Below are 18,142 nucleotides of genomic sequence, written 5' to 3'. Positions count from 1 at the left end.
GCTGTAATGCGTCTCGCACACACAGTGATTTCGTTAATGCTCATTGCGCCGTTGAGTTGGGCCGGAAATATGACATTCCAGTTCCGCAACCCTAATTTTGGCGGCAACCCGAATAACGGAGCCTTTATGCTTAACCAGGCGCAGGCTCAAAACTCCTATAAAGACCCCAGCTATGACGATGATTTCGGTATCGAGACCCCGTCAGCTCTGGATAATTTTACTCAGGCCATCCAGTCGCAAATATTAGGTGGCTTATTAACCAACATTAATACCGGAAAACCCGGCCGGATGGTCACTAATGACTTTATCGTCGATATTGCCAATAAAGACGGGCAGCTTCAGTTAAATGTGACGGACCGAAAAACCGGTAAGACGTCGACAATCCAGGTTTCCGGTTTGCAGACCAGTTCAACTGATTTCTAAACAACCCCGAAATAAGGACAATTATTATGCAGCGCTTTTTTATTTTAGTTGCAGTGTGCTTATTAAGCGGTTGTTTAACTGCCCCGCCAAAAGAAGCCGCTAAACCCACCCTAATGCCCCGTGCCCAGAGCTATCGGGACCTGACGCATCTGCCGGGCCCTACCGGGAAGATATTCGTCTCGGTCTATAACATTCAGGATGAGACGGGCCAGTTCAAACCGTATCCGGCCAGTAACTTCTCCACGGCCGTACCGCAGAGCGCCACCGCGATGCTGGTTACCGCCCTGAAAGATTCGCGCTGGTTTATCCCGCTGGAACGCCAGGGGCTGCAAAACTTGCTTAACGAACGAAAGATCATTCGTGCTGCACAGGAGAATGGTACCGTTGGCGTCAATAACCGCATGCCGCTACAGTCTCTCACCGCAGCCAATATCATGGTGGAAGGCTCGATTATCGGCTACGAAAGTAACGTGAAATCGGGCGGCGCGGGTGCCCGTTACTTTGGTATCGGGGCCGACACGCAGTATCAGCTGGATCAGATTGCCGTCAACCTGCGCGTGGTTAACGTGAGCACGGGTGAAATTTTATCCTCCGTGACCACCAGCAAAACGATTCTCTCATATGAAGTGCAGGCGGGGGTATTCCGCTTTATCGACTACCAGCGTTTGCTGGAGGCTGAAATTGGCTATACCTCTAACGAGCCGGTCATGCTGTGTCTGATGTCGGCCATCGAAACCGGGGTGATTTTCCTGATTAATGACGGTATCGATCGCGGCTTGTGGGATCTTCAGAATAAAAGTGACGTGAGTAATGCGGTGCTGGTGAAATACCGTGAGATGTCGGTTCCGCCGGAGTCATGATTGGCGGCGTATAAAAAGGCGAGATTTTCGTCTCGCCTTTTTTTTATTTACCTACCACAGGAACGTTCTGGCTCTTCACGCGTCGGGCTGCAAGCCAGAGACCGCTGTTCTTCATAGCGTAGCCAAACAGTAATCCCAGCATGAGCGAAGGGACCACCAGCTTCCAGTCCCCCTGGCCTGCAAAGGTCGCGCAGGCACCCATGAACGTGCCGGGCACAAAGGACAACAGCAGATGTTTTGCCTGAACGCACATCAGGAAAGCCACAATACCGGTCATGACGTACCCCAGGATTTCCACATGCGGCGCCAGCGCGCTGCCCTTCATAATGATCAGCGCCCAGACCACGCCACTCAGTAACGTGCTGCCTGAAATAAAGAGCCCTTTAAAACCACCCTGCGGACAGGCGAAATAGGCCGTGCAGCCAAGAAAACCGGCCCAGCTCAACAAACCGAGAGATACCGCCACCCAACCCCAGAGGCCGGAGAGGATGCCAGTCGTGATTGCAATACAAAGTAATATGTTCATGGTGCGCATCTTAGCAGATGCGCACCCTAGAAATGAGATCAGAAGCACGTTACGTGCAAGTTGAAATGTATCGTTGCAGGATTTTTGTGATTTAAATCACTCTTCACTCTCTTCTTCCAGCTCATCCCACATGGCAGCGATAGCGTCACGCGTCAGCGGAGCCAGCGTTCTCCAGAACGGGGAGGTGGCGTGGGCTTCAACTTTACCCAGGAAGGTTCCGACCCACGGCAGCAGATACGTTTCGAACAGGGTTTCAATCGCCTCATTCTCATCATCACCTGCTTTATCTTCAATCCATGAGGCCGCCAGCAACAGGGTACCGATATGATCGGCAGGCATATCCGTCAGCGGCATGCCGCGTTCTGAAAGAAACGCCCGAACTTCCGCTTCGGTCGCACCTTCCTGCCAGGCAGAACGATACGGCGACACGCGACACTCTTCCCCCACGAACAGCGCGTTGTAATCCGTTGAAATCTGCTGCATATCGCAACTTTTTTGCAAGCGTTCCAGCAACTCATCCTGTTCCAGCGGCCAGCTCTGCGCCAGTTTACCTTCACGAATCAGGGTAAACAGCGGAACCAGCAGCGGATCCTGCGGCTGGCGGTAATATAAGGTGCCCAGCACGCGGCAAAGGATGGAAAACTCATTCATGTTTTTATTCCGTTATTAATTAAAGATCGGCAAATTCGTCAATCGGCGCCATGCCGCGCGACTCAAGGAAGTCGAGCATACGACGCGGCGTGACGTTCAGGATCTGTTCTTCCGGGAAATTCACGTCCCGCAATATTTTCAGGCACTCGCTGAAATCACCCAGCGTGAAGGCCGTGTGTGAATCAGAGCCCAGCGCCACCATTCCGCCCGCGTCACGCACGGCCGCCGCAACGTCGCGACAGTTGGCCTCACTGCCCTTACGCGAATGCACGAACGAGGAGTTGTTGATCTCCAGCGCCACGCGGTGCTTCGCTGCGGCCAGTGCCACGGCCTGAATATCGATCGGGTATTTCGGATTTCCCGGGTGGCTGATAATGTGCACATTGCCGCTGGCAATGGTGGCAATCATCGCCGCAGTGTTGGTCTCTTTATCCTGGGGCGCAAAGACCGGCTCGTGGAAGCCGGCGAGGATCAGATCTAACGAGGTCAGCATCGGGCCGGTGCAGTCAATTTCCCCGTCGGTATTTTTGATGTTCGCTTCGATGCCGCGCAGTATCCCGATACCGTCAACCAGACGTGGCCAAATACGCATATTCACAAAATGCCAGTAGTGCGGCGCATCCGCCATATCCGGACCGTGATCGGTTATCGCAAACAGTTTGATGCCTTTCAGCTTCGCCTGAGCGATATAATCATGGAGGTTACTGTAAGCGTGGGTACTGGCGACGGTGTGCATATGCAGGTCAACGGGATACATCTTTCTCTCCTCTGCGGTTTTTCCAAAGGATAGCAGTTATCAGCGGCGAATATTAGCAAAAACCCGGCGAACGCCGGGTTTCTCTCAGTAGCCTCGCTGTCTGTCGACCTGTCCGGTCACCGCGTTGCCCTTCTCTATTTCGCTGATGGTATGCGAGATATACGCCACGGCCTCCGCCGGGCGCGTCACGGCCGCAATATGGGGCGTCATCGCCACGCGCGGATGTGCCCAGAGCGGGCTGTCTGTCGGCAGCGGTTCGCGGCTATACACATCCAGCATTGCGCCTTTCAGTTTACCGCTATCCAGCGCTTTCAGCAGATCGTCTTCCACAACGTGTACCCCGCGCGCCAGGTTCATTAAGTAGCTATCTTCTGCCAACTGGTTGAGGAGCGTGCCATTGATAATGCCGACCGTTTCCGCCGTATTCGGCAGCAGGTTAATGAGAACGCGTGTCCCTTTCAGGAACGCCGGGAGTTCGTCCAATCCGGCAAAGCTCTCGACGCCCGGATAATCCTTACGGCTCCGGCTCCAGCAGCGCAGTGGGAAGCCCCACGGAGCGAGCGCTTCGGCGACTTTCGAACCCAGCACACCCGCCCCGAGGATGCCGATGGTGAAATCTTCACGCTGATAATCCGGGAGCGGTTCCCAGTGGGATTGCTGTTTAAACGCCTGATAATCGTCGAAGCGGCGGAACCAGTGCAGCACCTGGCTTACGGCGTATTCCTGCATCTGCTCCCCCATACCGGTATCTTCCAGACGAAACAGGGGAATATCTTCCGGCAGCATTTCAGGGTGAGCCTTCAGCTTACTGAGAATGGAATCCACCCCCGCACCAAGAGCAAACACCGCCTTCAAACGGCGTCCCTGTAGCATTTCGACCGGGGGATGCCAGACCAGCGCGTAGTCGGCATGTTCATTATCGCCCTGTTTCCATTCGCGAACGCGTGCGCCAGGCAGTGCCGCCGTGAGCGCCTTAATCCAGTAAGCCGTATCAAAAGTGGGGTGATAGAAGATAATATCCATAGTCATTGCCTTTTAGTGCGCTGTTTTATTTTCATTTTCAACTGGCTTGTCAGCATAACAAATTTATCGCTAAACCGCGTTGCTGATAAAAGAGGCGCTTTTCGCACATTTCGAAATCAGGTTGCCTGAAGTTTGTCTAAACACGCTAAATTACTGAAAAAGTGGGTTGACGGCAGTACGGCTTTTCCTTACATTAGCGCCCGTCCCGACAACAACGGGATGACAATATGGTGAGGTGTCCGAGTGGCTGAAGGAGCACGCCTGGAAAGTGTGTATACGGCAACGTATCGGGGGTTCGAATCCCCCCCTCACCGCCATATTTGAAGAAGAGCTCGCATGAAAATGCGGGCTTTTTTTTTCGCATGTTGCACGACTGCGGGGGGATGAGAACCCCCGACCGGGGTTCGACAACTGGCGCAGCCAGTTGGACAGACTGTGAGCGTAGCGAACAGGCTGCCCGCAGGGCGAGCGAAGCGAGTCAATCCCCCCCTCACCCTAACCCTCTCCCCGGAGGGGAGAGGGGATAGTTAGGTGCTCGCATTCAGTTGTCCCCTGGAAACGTTACTCCTCCACCATCCGGGCATATTCTTCGGTTAGAAAATCCACCAGCGTCCTGACCGATGGCAGCAGGCCGCGCCGGGAAGGATACACCGCATGGATCACTTCCCTTCTGGGTTCCCAGGCATTCAGCACCCGAACAAGCTCACCTGAAGCCAGCTGATCCTTCACCATCAAAATGGGCAACTGTACCACGCCCACGCCCGCCATCGCTGCCTCCCGCAGCGCCAGCATATCGGTAGTCACCAGGCGCGGCGTGAAGTGAATGTCTGCTTTCGCCCCCTCCGGCCCGCTCAGCTCCCACTTATGCAGGTGTTTACCAGCGCCCATACTTAAACCCGGCCATTCGCTGAGCTCAGAAGGCATCGCCGGGTTGCCCATCCGTTCAATCAGTGTCGGCCCGGCAACCAGACAGTGACCCCTGTCCGCCAGCACCCTTAATACCAAATCGCTGTCATCAAACGGGCGCGGACGAACGCGGATCGCCACATCCACCCCCTCCCCCACCAGATCGACCCGGCGGTTGGTGGCTTCAAGCTGGAGGTTAATTCCCGGATAGCGCGCCATAAACCTCGCCAGCATGGGCCCCACGTGAACGTGCAGTAGGGTTACGGGGCAAGTGATCCTGACCATACCGCGCGGCTCAGCCTGTAAAGCAGCCACCGCCTCCTCCGCAGCTTCAGCCTCCACCAGCATGGCTTTACAGTGCTGATAGAACGTCTGCCCCACTTCAGTCACCGCAAACTGCCGCGTGGTACGTTGTATCAACCGAACACCCAGGCGTTCTTCCAGCTGCGCAATCCGACGGCTCAGTTTCGACTTTGGCTGATCGAGCGCCCGCCCCGCCGCCGCAAAGCCGCCATGCTCCACCACCTTCACAAACCATACGAAATCATTGAGATCCTGCATACGCCCCCATTGTTCCATTTAAGGAACAGTGAATGTCATTTTTGCTATCTACCGGGATATTAACCCTGAATATAAGCTATTTACATCAACAGGACATCAGGAGTTAATCATGAAAAACGTAACAGGCGTGTATACCGCACCTCGTCCGCACTGGGTCGGTGATGGTTTTCCGGTTCGTTCGATGTTTTCTTACCAGACGCACGGCGAACCGCTGAGCCCGTTCCTGCTGCTTGACTACGCCGGACCACATACCTTCCCGGCGGATGGCGCAAAACGCGGCGTGGGCGAGCATCCTCATCGCGGTTTTGAAACGGTGACCATCGTCTACTCAGGCGAAGTTGAGCACCGTGATTCCACCGGCAGAGGCGGCGTTATTGGTCCAGGCGATGTGCAGTGGATGACGGCAGGCGCAGGCATTTTGCACGAGGAGTTCCACTCCAGCGCGTTCTCGCAGAAAGGCGGTGAACTGAAAATGATGCAGCTGTGGGTCAACCTGCCCGCCAAAGACAAAATGGCGACGCCTGGCTACCAGAGCATCACTCAGGCGGATATCCCGGTGGTCACCCTGCCGGATAACAGCGGAACAATGCGCGTGATTGCTGGCCGCTTTGGAGAGGTAACCGGCCCGGCGCATACCTTCTCACCGCTTAACGTATGGGATCTCGCGCTGCACCAGGGCAGCCACCTGACGCTCAATCAGCCCGAAGGCTGGAGCACGGCGCTGGTTGTTGTTGAGGGCAGCGTGACAGTGAACGGCACCACGCCTGCGGGTGAGGCGCAGCTGGTCGTGCTGAGTCAGAGCGGCGACAAGCTGCATCTCGAAGCCAGCAGCGATGCCAAAGTGTTGCTGATGGCCGGGGAGCCACTGAATGAACCCATCGTGGGCTATGGCCCGTTTGTGATGAACAGTAAAACCGAAATCGCCGAAGCTATTCGCGATTTCAACTCCGGCCGCTTTGGCCAAATCTAAACGTAATAAAGGAGCGCATTATGTCTACCCCTGCAAACTTCAACGGTGCACGTCCCGTTATTGACGTCAATGATGCCGTTATGCTGCTTATCGATCACCAGAGCGGATTGTTCCAGACTGTTGGAGACATGCCAATGCCTGAGCTGCGCGCTCGTGCAGCAGCGCTGGCAAAGATCGCCTCGCTGGCGAAGATCCCGGTGATCACCACGGCGTCGGTTCCACAGGGACCGAACGGCCCGCTTATCCCGGAGATCCACGCCAATGCGCCGCACGCACAGTATGTGGCACGCAAGGGTGAGATCAACGCCTGGGATAATCCGGAGTTCGTGGCGGCGGTGAAAGCCACCGGACGCAAAACGCTGATTATCGCGGGGACGATTACCAGCGTTTGCATGGCCTTCCCGTCCATCAGCGCGGTGGCGGACGGATATAAAGTGTTTGCGGTGATTGATGCCTCCGGCACCTACAGCAAAATGGCGCAAGAGATCACCCTGGCGCGCGTGGTGCAGGCAGGCGTGGTACCGATGGACACAGCGGCAGTGGCCTCAGAGATCCAGCGCACGTGGAACCGTGAAGATGCGGGAGAATGGGCAGAGGTGTACACACACATCTTCCCTGCCTACCAGCTGCTGATCGAAAGTTACAGCAAAGCGCAGGACGTCGTGAAAAACAGCGAAGTGCTCGATTCGCAGCGTTGATCCTGCGCGGTGCGCCATAAGCTGATTAAGGCTTAACCGAACAGGCACGAATGCAGAAAATCTGCTTGACCGCTTTCGCGCAACTCCCTATAGTAGCGCCCCGTTGCCCCCTAAGCGGTCAGGCAGCAAAACAATATGGTGAGGTGTCCGAGTGGCTGAAGGAGCACGCCTGGAAAGTGTGTATACGGCAACGTATCGGGGGTTCGAATCCCCCCCTCACCGCCATATTTAAGATGAGAGCTCGTACGAAAGTACGGGCTTTTTTCTTTTATATTCTCCGAAAAGGGGGGGATGAGAACCCCCGACTGGGGTTCGACAACTGGCGGCAGCCAGTTGGACAGACTGAGAGCATAGCGAACAGGCTGCCCGCAGGGCGAGCGAAGCGAGTCAATCCCCCCCTCACCGCCATATTTGAATAAGAGCTCGCATGAAAATGCGGGCTTTTTTTTCGCATGTGCACGTCTGCGGGGGGATGAGAACCCCCGACCGGGGTTCGACAACTGGCGCAGCCAGTTGGACAGACTGAGAGCGAAGCGAGTCAATCCCCGCCGGTGCGGGTGATACCGCCTCACCCATAAAAAAAGCCCGCGCATAAGCACGGGCCCGTTTTAAACTATTCCTCAGTTATTCAACTTCCCCGCCGGCTGCTTTCCTTCAGGAGAAGAAACCTGCCCCGGCAATCCCCCCTCTTCATCTCTGCGCTCCCCCAGCCAGTAATCCGCATTTTTAATCCCAAGCCGAACCGGATCAAACTGTGGATCAATTCCCTGCGCATTCTGGGTTTCATAATCCTTCAGGCTGGCAAAGGCTTTTTTATGCAAGAGGACAATGGCAATAATGTTGAGCCAGGCCATCAGCCCTACCCCGATATCCCCTAATCCCCATGCCAGATCCGCGGTGCGGATTGTGCCATATACCGTGGAAGCCATCAGACATAATTTAAGCAGGAATGTCAGCCACGGACGGTGAATTTTACGGTTGATGTAGGCGATATTGGTTTCAGCGATATAGTAATAGGCAATGATGGTGGTGAAGGCAAAGAAGAATAGCGCGATGGCGACAAAGTAATTACCAAAGCCCGGCATCATACTTTCCATCGCTGTCTGCACATAGCCAGGACCCGCCGCCACGCCTGCAATACCGGTATAAAGGGCTGCGCCGTCGACGCCCTGAACATTATAAAGCCCGGTGATCAACAGCATAAACCCGGTCGCGGAGCAGACAAACAGCGTGTCGATATATACGGAGAACGCCTGAACCAGCCCTTGTTTCACCGGATGACTTACGGCTGCTGCCGAGGAGGCATGTGGCCCGGTACCCTGCGCCGCCTCGTTGGAATAGACGCCGCGTTTAACGCCCCACATGATAGCCTGGCCCAGAATAGCGCCAAATCCCGCTTCAAGGCCAAATGCACTTTTCCAGATCAGCAGGATAACAGAAGGCAGTTTTTCAATATTGATCGCGATAATAACGCAGGCAACAATAATATAGCCGAGCGCCATAAACGGAACGACCATACTACTAAAGCTGGCGATCCTTTTTACACCACCGAAAATAATGAAGCTTAACAGTACAGCCAGTATTGCCGCCGTAACGTTTGGGTTAAGACCGAAGGCAATATCCAGGCTGGCGGCAATTGAGTTTGCCTGTACGCCCGGAAGTAATAAACCGCAGGAGAAAATGGTCACAATAGCAAATAACCATGCGTACCACTTCACCCCCAACCCTTTTTCAATATAAAAGGCAGGTCCCCCACGATATTCGCCGTTAATTTTTTCTTTATAAACCTGACCTAACGTGGATTCAACAAAAGCAGAGCTGGCGCCTAAAAATGCCACTACCCACATCCAGAAAAGCGCACCGGGGCCACCAAAGGTAATGGCGGTCGCCACACCGGCGATATTCCCTGTCCCTACGCGGCCCGCCAGCGTCATCGTCAACGCCTGAAACGATGATACGCCGGCATCGGTAGCCCCGCCCTGAAACATCAGGGTAATCATATGTTTTATATGACGTAATTGCAGAAAACGACTACGCAGTGAGAAATAGAGACCGACACCCAGACATAAAAATATTAACGCAGGGCTCCAGATAACACCGTTAATTGCACTAACCAGTTCGTTCATGTATGACCCTCAGCGTGATGTTCCAGAGGAAACGATCCCCTGGTGTGTTTCTTCTTAGAATTTAATTTGAACAAGTACGAAACATAGATAATTACCCAAAAGACACCAACTTAATTTTTACTGCTTAGTCATGTTCTGTGACAACATTCACGTTTAATTTTCACCTAACAATTAGCGCGATCATTATATTCACAGGTATTTTGTGGGTATTGTAAATACATATCACATTTTTGCGACCTGTATAAAAAGCGTTCGCGGCAAATTAACAGTAATATTATTATTACCGCAAAACGGTGCGTAAATCCCGTTGAATGCTATAGGAAATAAATATGATTTAAAAAAAGCCATGCGAACAGAGGGAATAAAAGAAGCTTCCCGGCATGACGCCGGGAAGAAATGACTTAAAATGTGAAATGATCTTAGTCGGAGTACACTTCCAGCGTTCGTTGACACAGCGCTGAGCGGACGCAGTCCTCTTTTGTGAAGCGGACCACCCCTATCATCTCATCTTCCTCAAAACGTGACATGGCATCGCTCAGGCCAGACTTCACGCCCGACGGCAGGTCACACTGGGTAATATCGCCGTTGACGATAACCGTCACGTTCTCCCCGAGGCGCGTTAAAAACATCTTCATTTGCGCAGCGGTCACGTTCTGAGCCTCGTCAAGAATAACGACCGCATTTTCAAATGTACGTCCGCGCATATAGGCGAACGGCGCGATTTCCACCTTGCCAATCTCTGGTCGCAGGCAGTACTGCATAAAGGAAGCGCCCAACCGCTTCACCAGCACGTCATAGACGGGCCTGAAGTACGGGGCAAACTTCTCAGAAATATCGCCGGGCAGGAAGCCCAGATCTTCATCCGCTTGCAGTACCGGACGGGTAACGATGATCCTTTCCACGTCCTTATGAATCAGCGCCTCCGCCGCTTTGGCGGCACTGATCCAGGTTTTCCCGCATCCGGCTTCCCCGGTTGCAAAGATGAGCTGTTTACTCTCGATAGCATTCAGGTAGTGCGCCTGAGCTTCATTCCGCGCCACTATTGGCGATGCATCGCGGCTGTCCCGCGCCATGCCAATGGATTCTACGCCGCTCATCTGCACAAGCGAGGTGACCGATTCTTCTTCACGCTGTTTATGGCTACGTGAATCCCGTCTCAGCACACGTTTTGCTTCGCGACGAGCTTTGATCACTGCTTTCTGTCTTCCCATGGATAGCACCTTGAGTTGTTGGTATTCATCACACGCGCCAGCATCGGCACGATTATGCGCACGAACATCAGAGGGTTGGCTTCCTTGTAAGCCATTGCTTGCATTACCGGATGACGATACAGAACGGCTACGCGCACCGTTATGCACGTCGGTAGAAATCGTATTTAGAGGTGGAGGGGAGAATTTTGTGGTGAGGAAATCGCTGCCGGAGTCTGAGCCTCCGCGCCGGGTGCTGCGGTTGATGTGTTTACCTTGTCCAGTACAGGACGCAACCATTCGCGATCTCCATAGTGAGTCAATATCACTGCCGGGAACTACCGCTGTCTTATCTTAAGTACATCAGGAATTATCATAAATGCAACATTTATTTTACCTAGATGCAACCTTTAAGACTGCTCCTGCAGCGGAATCAGTCTCATATATGAATATTACAGAAATATAACAACAAGATAGTCATATGGAAAAATAATGTCCCCGCGAACTGTCGCAGGGACGATTATCAGGCTTCTATCAGACCCTGAGCGAGCCAGGTCTTCGCGTCACGCGCGCCGGGCAGGGCAAAGAAATAGCCGCCGCCGATGGGCTTGATGTACTCCTCCAGCGCTTCGCCGTTGAGCCGCTTCTGCACGGTGAGGAACCCTTTCTCCAGATCGTGCTGATAGCAGACAAACAGCAGTCCCATATCAAGCTGACCGGAATTGGTCACCCCCAACGAGTAGCTGTAGCCCCTGCGCATCATCAGGCTGGACTGGGTCTCTTTGGTGCGAGGATTGGCGAGACGAATATGGCTGTCCAGCGCGATAACATCTCCGTTCGGATCGCGGGCGTAGTCGGGTTCATCGTGCTCGTCCTTCATGCCGAGCGGTGCGCCGGTTTGCTTATCGCGGCCGAAGATCGTCTGCTGCTCTTTCAGCGGCGTGCGGTCCCAGAACTCCACGTGGAACTGAATGATACGCACCGCCTGATAGCTGCCACCCACCGCCCAGGCCGGTTCGCCCTGATCCTCCGTCACCCAGACCACGTTTTTCATCAACACGGTATTGCTGCTGTCCGGGTTGGCGGTACCGTCTTTGAAGCCCAGCAGGTTGACCGGCGTCTCTTTCCCTTTACTGCGCGCGGCGTGGTCAGAGATAAAACCCTCCCGCTTCCAGCGCACGCTGAGCAGATCCGGGGTGTGCTTGATGATATCGCGCAGGGCGTGGATCACCGTATCCTGGGTATTGGCGCAGATCTGCAACAGCAGATCGCCGTGGCACAACGCCGCGTCGAGAGAGTCATTCGGGAATCGCGTCATTTTTTGCAGCGCTTTCGGCTTCTGCTTCGCCAGACCGTAGCGATCATCAAACAGCGATTCCCCCACCGACACGGTGATGGTCAGATTATCGGGAGCGATAAACGCCCCGAGGATCCCGGAATCCATCGGCGGCAGGCGCGGATTCGGTGTTTCCGGTGCCGGACCGCCCGCCGTAAGGAAGGCAATGCGCGTGGTCAACAGCCTGAACAGACGCTCAAGGTCAGCCTTATCACTCGCCAGCGAATCGAAAGCCACCAGCATCATCGAGGCCTGCTGCGGCGTCAGGATTCCTGCCTGGTGCTCACCATAAAACGGCTGCGTTTCCATACGCGCATCCGGGGAGAGCGTGCCGGGGGCACTTTGCGGTTTTGCCGCATGCGCCACCGGACAGCCGCCCGCCAGGGCAAACACGCCGCCCAGCGCCCCTACCCCTTTTAACAACCGACGTCGGGAAGGTTCCGCCACGTCGTACTCATCATGCTTGTTCATCGCTTAGTCCAGACCCAGAACGCCACGCAGCAGGGAGAGATCTTCCGCCAGCGTCGTAATCGGGCCTTTCAGCGCGTTACGGTCAGCATCGGTCAGCTTGTCGTAGGTTTCGAACCCGTCTTTGGTACGGTATTTCGCCAGGATGGCGTCAACTTTCTTAAAGTTGGCATCCACTTTCGCCAGCAGTTCGCCGTTCTCTTTTTGCAGCTGGGGCCGCAGCAGATCGACAATTTTTTGTGCGCCATCGACGTTTGCCTGGAAGTCCCACAGGTCGGTGTGGCTGTAGCGATCTTCTTCGCCGCTGATTTTGCTCGCGGCCACTTCTTCAATCAGACCCGCAGCACCACCCACCACTTTCGACGGCGGGAAGGCCAGCTCGCTGATGCGTTTTTGCAGCTCCAGCACGTCGCTGTTGAGCTGATCGGCGTATTTTTCCATCCCTTTGGTGGAGCTATCGCCAAACAGGGCTTTTTCCAGGCGGTGGAAGCCGGTGAATTTCGGATCGGCGGCCTTCTGCTCGTAGTCATCTTCGCGGGCGTCAATGCTGCCATCGAGGTCAGAGAACAGCTCGGCAATCGGCTCGATGCGCTCGTAGTGCTGACGTGTAGGCGCATACAGAGATTTCGCTTTTTCGATATCGCCCGCTTTCACCGCGTCGGTAAAGGCTTTGGTGCCTGCCACCAGGTCAGCCGTCTCTTTGGTGACGTAGGCTTTATAGGCGGTAATGGCGTCGCTGAGGCTCAGCAGCGCGGTGCCTTTGGCCGCGTCCGCCGTCGCTGCGCCTTTGACGATCAGCTTACCTTTCGGGTTAGTCAGCAGGCCGCAGGTCATGTCATATTCCCCCGGCTGAAGATTAGCGGTCATTTTCTGGCTGAAGCCAGGCGCGATATTTTCACGCTCTTCTACCACCATCACGCCTTTCAGGATCTCCCACTCCAGCGCCTTCTGGCTGTGGTTCTGAATAATAAACTGGGTTTTACCGCTGTTAACCGTGATGGTCATCGGCTCGCACTGTTTATCGTTGACGGTGACTTTTACCTGCGGAATATCTGCTGCCTGAGCGGCGAAGGCAGACGCGAACAGCGCTGCCACACCAACCTGTAACGCGCTACGACGGAATTGAATAGCCATGTCTCTTCCCTTTAAAGTATGTTGTAACTAAACAAAGCGCTTCACGGCGCAGTACGCGACGGCTGAGCGCTGGGGCGCGATGGCATGAAGAACAGCACCAGCGCCGGAATAAGATAGATAAAGTACATCGCCACCTCGCTGACGCTCGGCGTTTCCTGATAACCGAAGATACCTTCAAGGAGCGTGCCGGTCAGTGAGTGGGTGGAGAGAACGTTACTAAGATCAAACGCCACGTCCTGGAAGTGGTTCCACAGGCCCGCTTCATGGAAGGCGCGGATCGCCCCTGCCGCCAGCCCCGCGGCCACCAGCAAAATAAACAGGCTGGTCCACTTGAAGAACGCGCCCAGGTTAAGACGAATGCCGCCCCAGTAGAGCAGGAAGCCAAGCACAACCGCCGTGGCCAGCCCAAGCATCGCGCCCAGCGGCGGCCAGATGCCCACGTCCTGCTGAAAAGCCGCGAGCAGGAAGAACACTGACTCCAGGCCTTCACGCGCCACGGCGAAAAAAACCATCATGATCAGCGCCCAGCCGTGTTGGTTGCCTTTTTGCAGGGCGTTATCCACCGCCTGCTCCAGCTGTACCTTCACGTTACGGGAGACCTTGCGCATCCAGAACACCATCCAGGTGAGGATCACCACCGCTATTACGGCAACAATGCCTTCAAAAAGCTCTTGCTCTTTCTGAGGAAATTCACCGGTGGTTTCGTTGATAAGAATACCCAGCCCCAGGCAGAGCGCCGCGGCCAGGAAGACGCCAACCCACATCACGCCGATCCAGCGTCCACGCTGGGTGCGCTTCAGATAACTGGCGATAAGGCTAACAATCAGGGCCGCTTCAAGGCCTTCACGTAACATAATGAGAAAAGGAACAAACATGCAGACACCTTAAATGTTTATCGCGGTCAACTGATGCAAAGAAAGGTAAATTCTTGTGATAGTGATTATCATTACGGCTACAAGAAAAACAAGCGAAATATGTGGAGTTTTGATGACCAGATGTAAACGCATTGCGGAATAATAATTGCCTGAGTAACCGTTGCGTTTATAAGGTATAACGAAAATGCCCATTTACGGTTAACCGGGGCTGTGGCTAAATGTCCGCCTCGAAAACCAACTGAAAATAAACCATGTTTAAAATTGTCCATTTCCTGCTGGCGCTGGTGATTATTCTTGCGCTTGCCTGGCTGGTGAGTTTCGACCGCCGAAAAATTCGCATTCGTTTCGTTTTACAGCTGATCGTGATTGAAATCGCGCTGGCATTCTTTTTTCTGCATGCAGAAAGCGGCCTGTTCATTATTAAACATGTCTCCGGTTTCTTTGAGTCACTGCTTAAATTCGCTGCCGAAGGGACGAATTTTGTCTTTGGCGGGATGGGTGAAAAAGGGCTGGCGTTCATTTTCCTTGGCGTGCTCTGCCCCATTATTTTTATCTCGGCGCTGATTGGTATTCTGCAGCACTGGCGTATTCTGCCGATCTTTATTCGGGTTATCGGGACGCTGCTGTCAAAACTGAACGGCATGGGCAAGCTGGAATCCTTTAACGCGGTGAGCTCACTGATACTCGGTCAGTCTGAAAACTTCATTGCCTACAAGGGCGTGTTGGGCGATCTCTCCTCACGCCGCCTGTTTACGATGGCTGCAACGGCGATGTCGACGGTTTCGCTGTCGATTGTCGGTGCCTATATGACCATGCTCGACGCCAGATTTGTCGTCGCGGCACTGATCCTGAACATGTTCAGCACCTTTATTATCCTTTCGGTCATTAACCCGGCCCGCCCGGAAGCCGAACCCGATATCAAACTGGAAAAGCTGCATGAATCCCAGAGCTTCTTTGAAATGCTGGGCGAATATATTCTGGCCGGTTTTAAGGTGGCGATGATTATTCTGGCGATGCTGATTGGCTTTATCGCCCTTATTAGCGCCGTTAATGCCCTCTTCGCCAGCGTATTTGGCCTGAGCTTCCAGCAGATTCTGGGTTACGTGTTTTATCCGCTGGCGTGGCTTATTGGTATTCCGCTGAGCGATGCCTTAAGCGCGGGCAGTATTATGGCAACCAAACTGGTGGCGAATGAATTTGTGGCGATGATCGAGCTGCAAAAAATAGCCCACCAAATGTCACCGCGCGGACTGGGGATTTTGTCAGTGTTCCTGGTGTCGTTCGCTAACTTTGCCTCCATTGGTATTGTGGCGGGGGCAATAAAAGGCCTGAACGAGCAACAGGGTAATGTGGTGTCGCGGTTTGGTTTACGCCTGGTGTACGGGGCAACGCTGGTGAGTTTGCTGTCGGCGAGCTTTGCGGGGTTGGTGTTGTAAGTTTTGTGCGGTTAATGCCCGGCGGCGCTTCGCTTACACGGGCCTACGATACAACAACGGCGGGATTTCCCGCCGTTTTTTATTAAAACTGTACGCACACCGGCTGGTCGACCCGCATCACCGACTCCTGTGCGAAGCGGGATTTATAAATACCGCGTAAAGCCTCAATGTTTTTCTCGCTCTGCGCGTCTTTGCCGTGGATCAGCATCAGCGCCTTGCTCGGCTCGCGCGCCACCTTGCCGTCGTTACCCAGCCACTGACCACGGGCATCAAACACCGTTAAGCCATCGCGAAAGCGCGGCGTCACGTCCTGGTCGACAAACTGCTGCCATTCGTTGCCTGTAATTTGCGCCCCGGCAGGACGGTTTAAGCCGAAATAGAGCGTGGTTTGCTGCATCTGATTTTCTGCTTTGCAGGTTTCCACCGCCGCATGCTGCGCGGGTGCGTTACAGCCCGCCAGCATCACGAATGCTGCCACCATTAGCCCTGTTTTAATTCTCATTGATGAAGACTCACATAGGTGAAAGGACTATCCCCTCTCCCCACCGGGGAGAGGGTTAGGGTGAGGGGGAAATTACTCAGCCTGGAGCTTAGACGGCGGCGCTGAGTGGTAATGCGCATCCGCTTCCGCAAAGCGCTTCTGCATAGATGCAGACGGCGCTTTACCCAGCAGGCTAAATACCACAATACCGAGGCTGCCGAAGATGAAGCCCGGGATAATTTCGTACAGGCCCAGCCACGCGAACTGTTTCCAGACGATAACAGTAACCGCACCGATGATCATCCCCGCCAGCGCGCCGTTGCGGGTCATGCGTGACCACAGAACGGAGAACAGCACCACCGGACCAAATGCGGCGCCAAAGCCCGCCCACGCGTAGCTCACCAGCCCCAGCACGCGGTTTTCCGGGTTAGCCGCCAGCGCAATCGCCACCAGCGCCACCAGCAGCACCATAAAACGCCCTACCCACACTAACTCTTTCTGGCTCGCGCCCTTACGCAGGAACGCTTTGTAGAGGTCTTCGGTGATGGCACTGGAGCACACCAGCAGCTGACAGCTCAGGGTGGACATGACTGCCGCCAGGATCGCGGAGAGCAGGATACCGGCAATCCACGGGTTGAACAGGATCTGCGCCAGCTCGATGAACACGCGCTCGGCGTTCTGGTTCACCGCGCCCGCCTGCGCCGGGTTGTTGTTGAAGTAGGCGATACCGAAGAAACCGACCGCGCACGCCCCCGCCAGACACAGGATCATCCACGTCATGCTGATGCGACGCGCGTGAACGATGGTGTGGTGAGAATCCGCCGCCATAAAGCGCGCCAGAATGTGCGGCTGACCGAAGTAGCCCAGGCCCCAGCCCATCAGGGAGACGATGGCCACGAAGTTCAGCCCTTTCAGCATATCGACGTTTTCGATGCTCTTCTGCTTGATCACTTCCAGCGATTCGCCAAAGCCGCCGACGGTAAAAATCACAATTATTGGGGTCAGGATCAGGGCGAAAATCATCAGACTCGCCTGCACGGTATCGGTCCAGCTTACCGCCAGGAATCCGCCCACGAAGGTATAGAGGATGGTCGCGGCCGCACCGGCCCACAGCGCCGTTTCATAGCTCATGCCGAAGGTGCTTTCGAACAGGCGCGCGCCCGCCACAATGCCGGAGGCACAGTAGATGGTGAAGAACAGCAGGATCACCACCGCAGAGATAATACGCAATATGCGGCTGTTATCTTCAAAGCGTCCGGTGAAGTAATCCGGCAGCGTCAGGGCGTTGTTGTTGGCTTCGGTATGCACACGCAGACGGCCTGCTACCAGCTTCCAGTTGATCCATGCGCCAACGGTCAGGCCGATGGCGATCCAGCTTTCGGAGATACCGGAGATGAAAATCGCGCCCGGCAGCCCCATCAGCAGCCAGCCGCTCATGTCGGATGCGCCCGCTGAGAGTGCGGTGACCATCGGGCCCAAGCTGCGCCCGCCGAGGATGTAGTCGTCAAAGTTTTTAGTGGAACGCCATGCCAAAAACCCTATCAGGATCATGCCAAAAATATAAACGAGAAATGTCACCAGCATCGGTGTGCTAATAGCCATTCAAATTCTCCAAAATGTCGAGCGACAGCCGTCCGGGCTGCCTTGTTATGTCATCACCGGAACGTAGTGATGTGTGTATGTGTTTCCGTTGGGCGCGCTATCCTGCCGTATACGCATCCCAC

Annotated in this window: 17 protein-coding genes, 2 tRNA genes and 2 other RNA genes; 9 read left to right on the top strand and 12 right to left on the bottom strand. The window is 54.6% G+C overall.

Features of this window, described 5'->3' with window-relative positions; all coding sequences use genetic code 11:
* Positions 1-6 precede the first annotated feature (6 nt).
* Complete coding sequence (csgF, locus tag ACQG03_RS08395; RefSeq protein ID WP_003858054.1) at positions 7-423, top strand: curli production assembly/transport protein CsgF; 417 nt, start codon at positions 7-9, stop codon at positions 421-423.
* 26 nt (positions 424-449) lie between these two features.
* Positions 450-1,283 (top strand): curli production assembly/transport protein CsgG, encoded by an 834-nt coding sequence (gene csgG, locus ACQG03_RS08390; RefSeq protein ID WP_023299773.1) that lies wholly within the window; start codon positions 450-452, stop codon positions 1,281-1,283.
* 43 nt (positions 1,284-1,326) lie between these two features.
* Here the strand turns inward: csgG and ACQG03_RS08385 are convergent, their stop codons facing one another.
* The 4 genes from ACQG03_RS08385 to ghrA form a co-directional block, all read right to left on the bottom strand.
* On the bottom strand, positions 1,327-1,809 hold the full coding sequence (locus ACQG03_RS08385) for a DUF1097 domain-containing protein (RefSeq protein ID WP_074143551.1): 483 nt from the start codon (positions 1,807-1,809) through the stop codon (positions 1,327-1,329).
* A gap of 96 nt (positions 1,810-1,905) precedes the next feature.
* Positions 1,906-2,460, bottom strand: a complete 555-nt coding sequence (locus tag ACQG03_RS08380) for a TorD/DmsD family molecular chaperone (protein WP_022647698.1) — start codon at positions 2,458-2,460, stop codon at positions 1,906-1,908.
* A gap of 19 nt (positions 2,461-2,479) precedes the next feature.
* Positions 2,480-3,217 (bottom strand): phosphatase, encoded by a 738-nt coding sequence (locus ACQG03_RS08375; protein ID WP_045622599.1) that lies wholly within the window; start codon positions 3,215-3,217, stop codon positions 2,480-2,482.
* Positions 3,218-3,301: 84 nt separating this feature from the next.
* Positions 3,302-4,240 carry a glyoxylate/hydroxypyruvate reductase GhrA gene (gene ghrA / locus ACQG03_RS08370; protein ID WP_063150436.1) on the bottom strand — a complete coding sequence of 313 codons (939 nt, stop codon included), beginning with the start codon at positions 4,238-4,240 and terminating at the stop codon, positions 3,302-3,304.
* A 229-nt stretch (positions 4,241-4,469) separates the two neighbouring features.
* Between ghrA and ACQG03_RS08365 the strand changes: the two genes are divergently transcribed.
* Together ACQG03_RS08365 and ACQG03_RS08360 are read left to right on the top strand one after the other, a co-directional pair.
* Positions 4,470-4,557: transfer RNA gene (locus ACQG03_RS08365), tRNA-Ser, on the top strand.
* Between the two features lie 45 nt (positions 4,558-4,602).
* Positions 4,603-4,739, top strand: a non-coding RNA gene (locus ACQG03_RS08360) — RtT sRNA.
* A 62-nt stretch (positions 4,740-4,801) separates the two neighbouring features.
* On the opposite strand, the gene ACQG03_RS08355 is transcribed toward ACQG03_RS08360, so the two are convergent.
* Positions 4,802-5,707 (bottom strand): LysR family transcriptional regulator, encoded by a 906-nt coding sequence (locus ACQG03_RS08355; RefSeq protein ID WP_023299771.1) that lies wholly within the window; start codon positions 5,705-5,707, stop codon positions 4,802-4,804.
* A gap of 109 nt (positions 5,708-5,816) precedes the next feature.
* Between ACQG03_RS08355 and ACQG03_RS08350 the strand changes: the two genes are divergently transcribed.
* The 4 genes from ACQG03_RS08350 (at position 5,817) to ACQG03_RS08335 (ending at position 7,783) form a co-directional block, all read left to right on the top strand.
* Positions 5,817-6,677 (top strand): pirin family protein, encoded by an 861-nt coding sequence (locus tag ACQG03_RS08350; RefSeq protein WP_022647694.1) that lies wholly within the window; start codon positions 5,817-5,819, stop codon positions 6,675-6,677.
* Positions 6,678-6,697: 20 nt separating this feature from the next.
* Positions 6,698-7,375, top strand: coding sequence for an isochorismatase family protein (locus tag ACQG03_RS08345; protein WP_003858068.1), 678 nt, complete (start codon positions 6,698-6,700; stop codon positions 7,373-7,375).
* Between the two features lie 137 nt (positions 7,376-7,512).
* Positions 7,513-7,600: transfer RNA gene (locus ACQG03_RS08340), tRNA-Ser, on the top strand.
* 45 nt (positions 7,601-7,645) lie between these two features.
* A non-coding RNA gene (locus ACQG03_RS08335) (RtT sRNA) lies at positions 7,646-7,783 on the top strand.
* A 212-nt stretch (positions 7,784-7,995) separates the two neighbouring features.
* Here ACQG03_RS08335 and ACQG03_RS08330 read toward each other — a convergent pair.
* The 5 genes from ACQG03_RS08330 to efeU all read right to left on the bottom strand — a co-directional run bounded on the left by ACQG03_RS08330 (position 7,996) and on the right by efeU (position 14,501).
* Positions 7,996-9,501: an alanine/glycine:cation symporter family protein gene (locus tag ACQG03_RS08330; protein ID WP_063163649.1), complete on the bottom strand. Its 1,506-nt coding sequence runs from the start codon at positions 9,499-9,501 to the stop codon at positions 7,996-7,998.
* A 419-nt stretch (positions 9,502-9,920) separates the two neighbouring features.
* Complete coding sequence (phoH, locus tag ACQG03_RS08325) at positions 9,921-10,712, bottom strand: phosphate starvation-inducible protein PhoH (RefSeq protein WP_017384762.1); 792 nt, start codon at positions 10,710-10,712, stop codon at positions 9,921-9,923.
* Positions 10,713-11,211: 499 nt separating this feature from the next.
* Positions 11,212-12,495, bottom strand: a complete 1,284-nt coding sequence (gene efeB / locus ACQG03_RS08320; protein WP_063163650.1) for an iron uptake transporter deferrochelatase/peroxidase subunit — start codon at positions 12,493-12,495, stop codon at positions 11,212-11,214.
* A gap of 3 nt (positions 12,496-12,498) precedes the next feature.
* Positions 12,499-13,626 (bottom strand): iron uptake system protein EfeO, encoded by a 1,128-nt coding sequence (gene efeO, locus ACQG03_RS08315; RefSeq protein ID WP_063163651.1) that lies wholly within the window; start codon positions 13,624-13,626, stop codon positions 12,499-12,501.
* A gap of 41 nt (positions 13,627-13,667) precedes the next feature.
* Positions 13,668-14,501 carry an iron uptake transporter permease EfeU gene (gene efeU / locus ACQG03_RS08310; RefSeq protein WP_032624499.1) on the bottom strand — a complete coding sequence of 278 codons (834 nt, stop codon included), beginning with the start codon at positions 14,499-14,501 and terminating at the stop codon, positions 13,668-13,670.
* A gap of 251 nt (positions 14,502-14,752) precedes the next feature.
* Here efeU and ACQG03_RS08305 point away from each other — a divergent pair, with 251 nt between their 5' ends.
* Positions 14,753-15,937, top strand: coding sequence for a NupC/NupG family nucleoside CNT transporter (locus tag ACQG03_RS08305; RefSeq protein WP_063163652.1), 1,185 nt, complete (start codon positions 14,753-14,755; stop codon positions 15,935-15,937).
* Between the two features lie 82 nt (positions 15,938-16,019).
* Here ACQG03_RS08305 and ACQG03_RS08300 read toward each other — a convergent pair whose 3' ends face one another.
* Together ACQG03_RS08300 and putP are read right to left on the bottom strand one after the other, a co-directional pair.
* The gene (locus ACQG03_RS08300) at positions 16,020-16,439 is read right to left on the bottom strand and encodes a DUF3574 domain-containing protein (RefSeq protein WP_023305840.1); all 420 of its coding nucleotides are present in this window, start codon (positions 16,437-16,439) and stop codon (positions 16,020-16,022) included.
* A 72-nt stretch (positions 16,440-16,511) separates the two neighbouring features.
* Entirely contained in the window at positions 16,512-18,020 is a 1,509-nt protein-coding gene (putP, locus tag ACQG03_RS08295) for a sodium/proline symporter PutP (protein WP_022647686.1), read from the bottom strand.
* Positions 18,021-18,142: the final 122 nt, after the last annotated feature.

The sequence above is a fragment of the Enterobacter cloacae complex sp. 342H5 genome (assembly GCF_050030905.1).
In the GTDB taxonomy this organism is placed as follows: domain Bacteria; phylum Pseudomonadota; class Gammaproteobacteria; order Enterobacterales; family Enterobacteriaceae; genus Enterobacter; species Enterobacter intestinihominis.
This window is presented reverse-complemented; position numbering and strand designations above follow the sequence as displayed.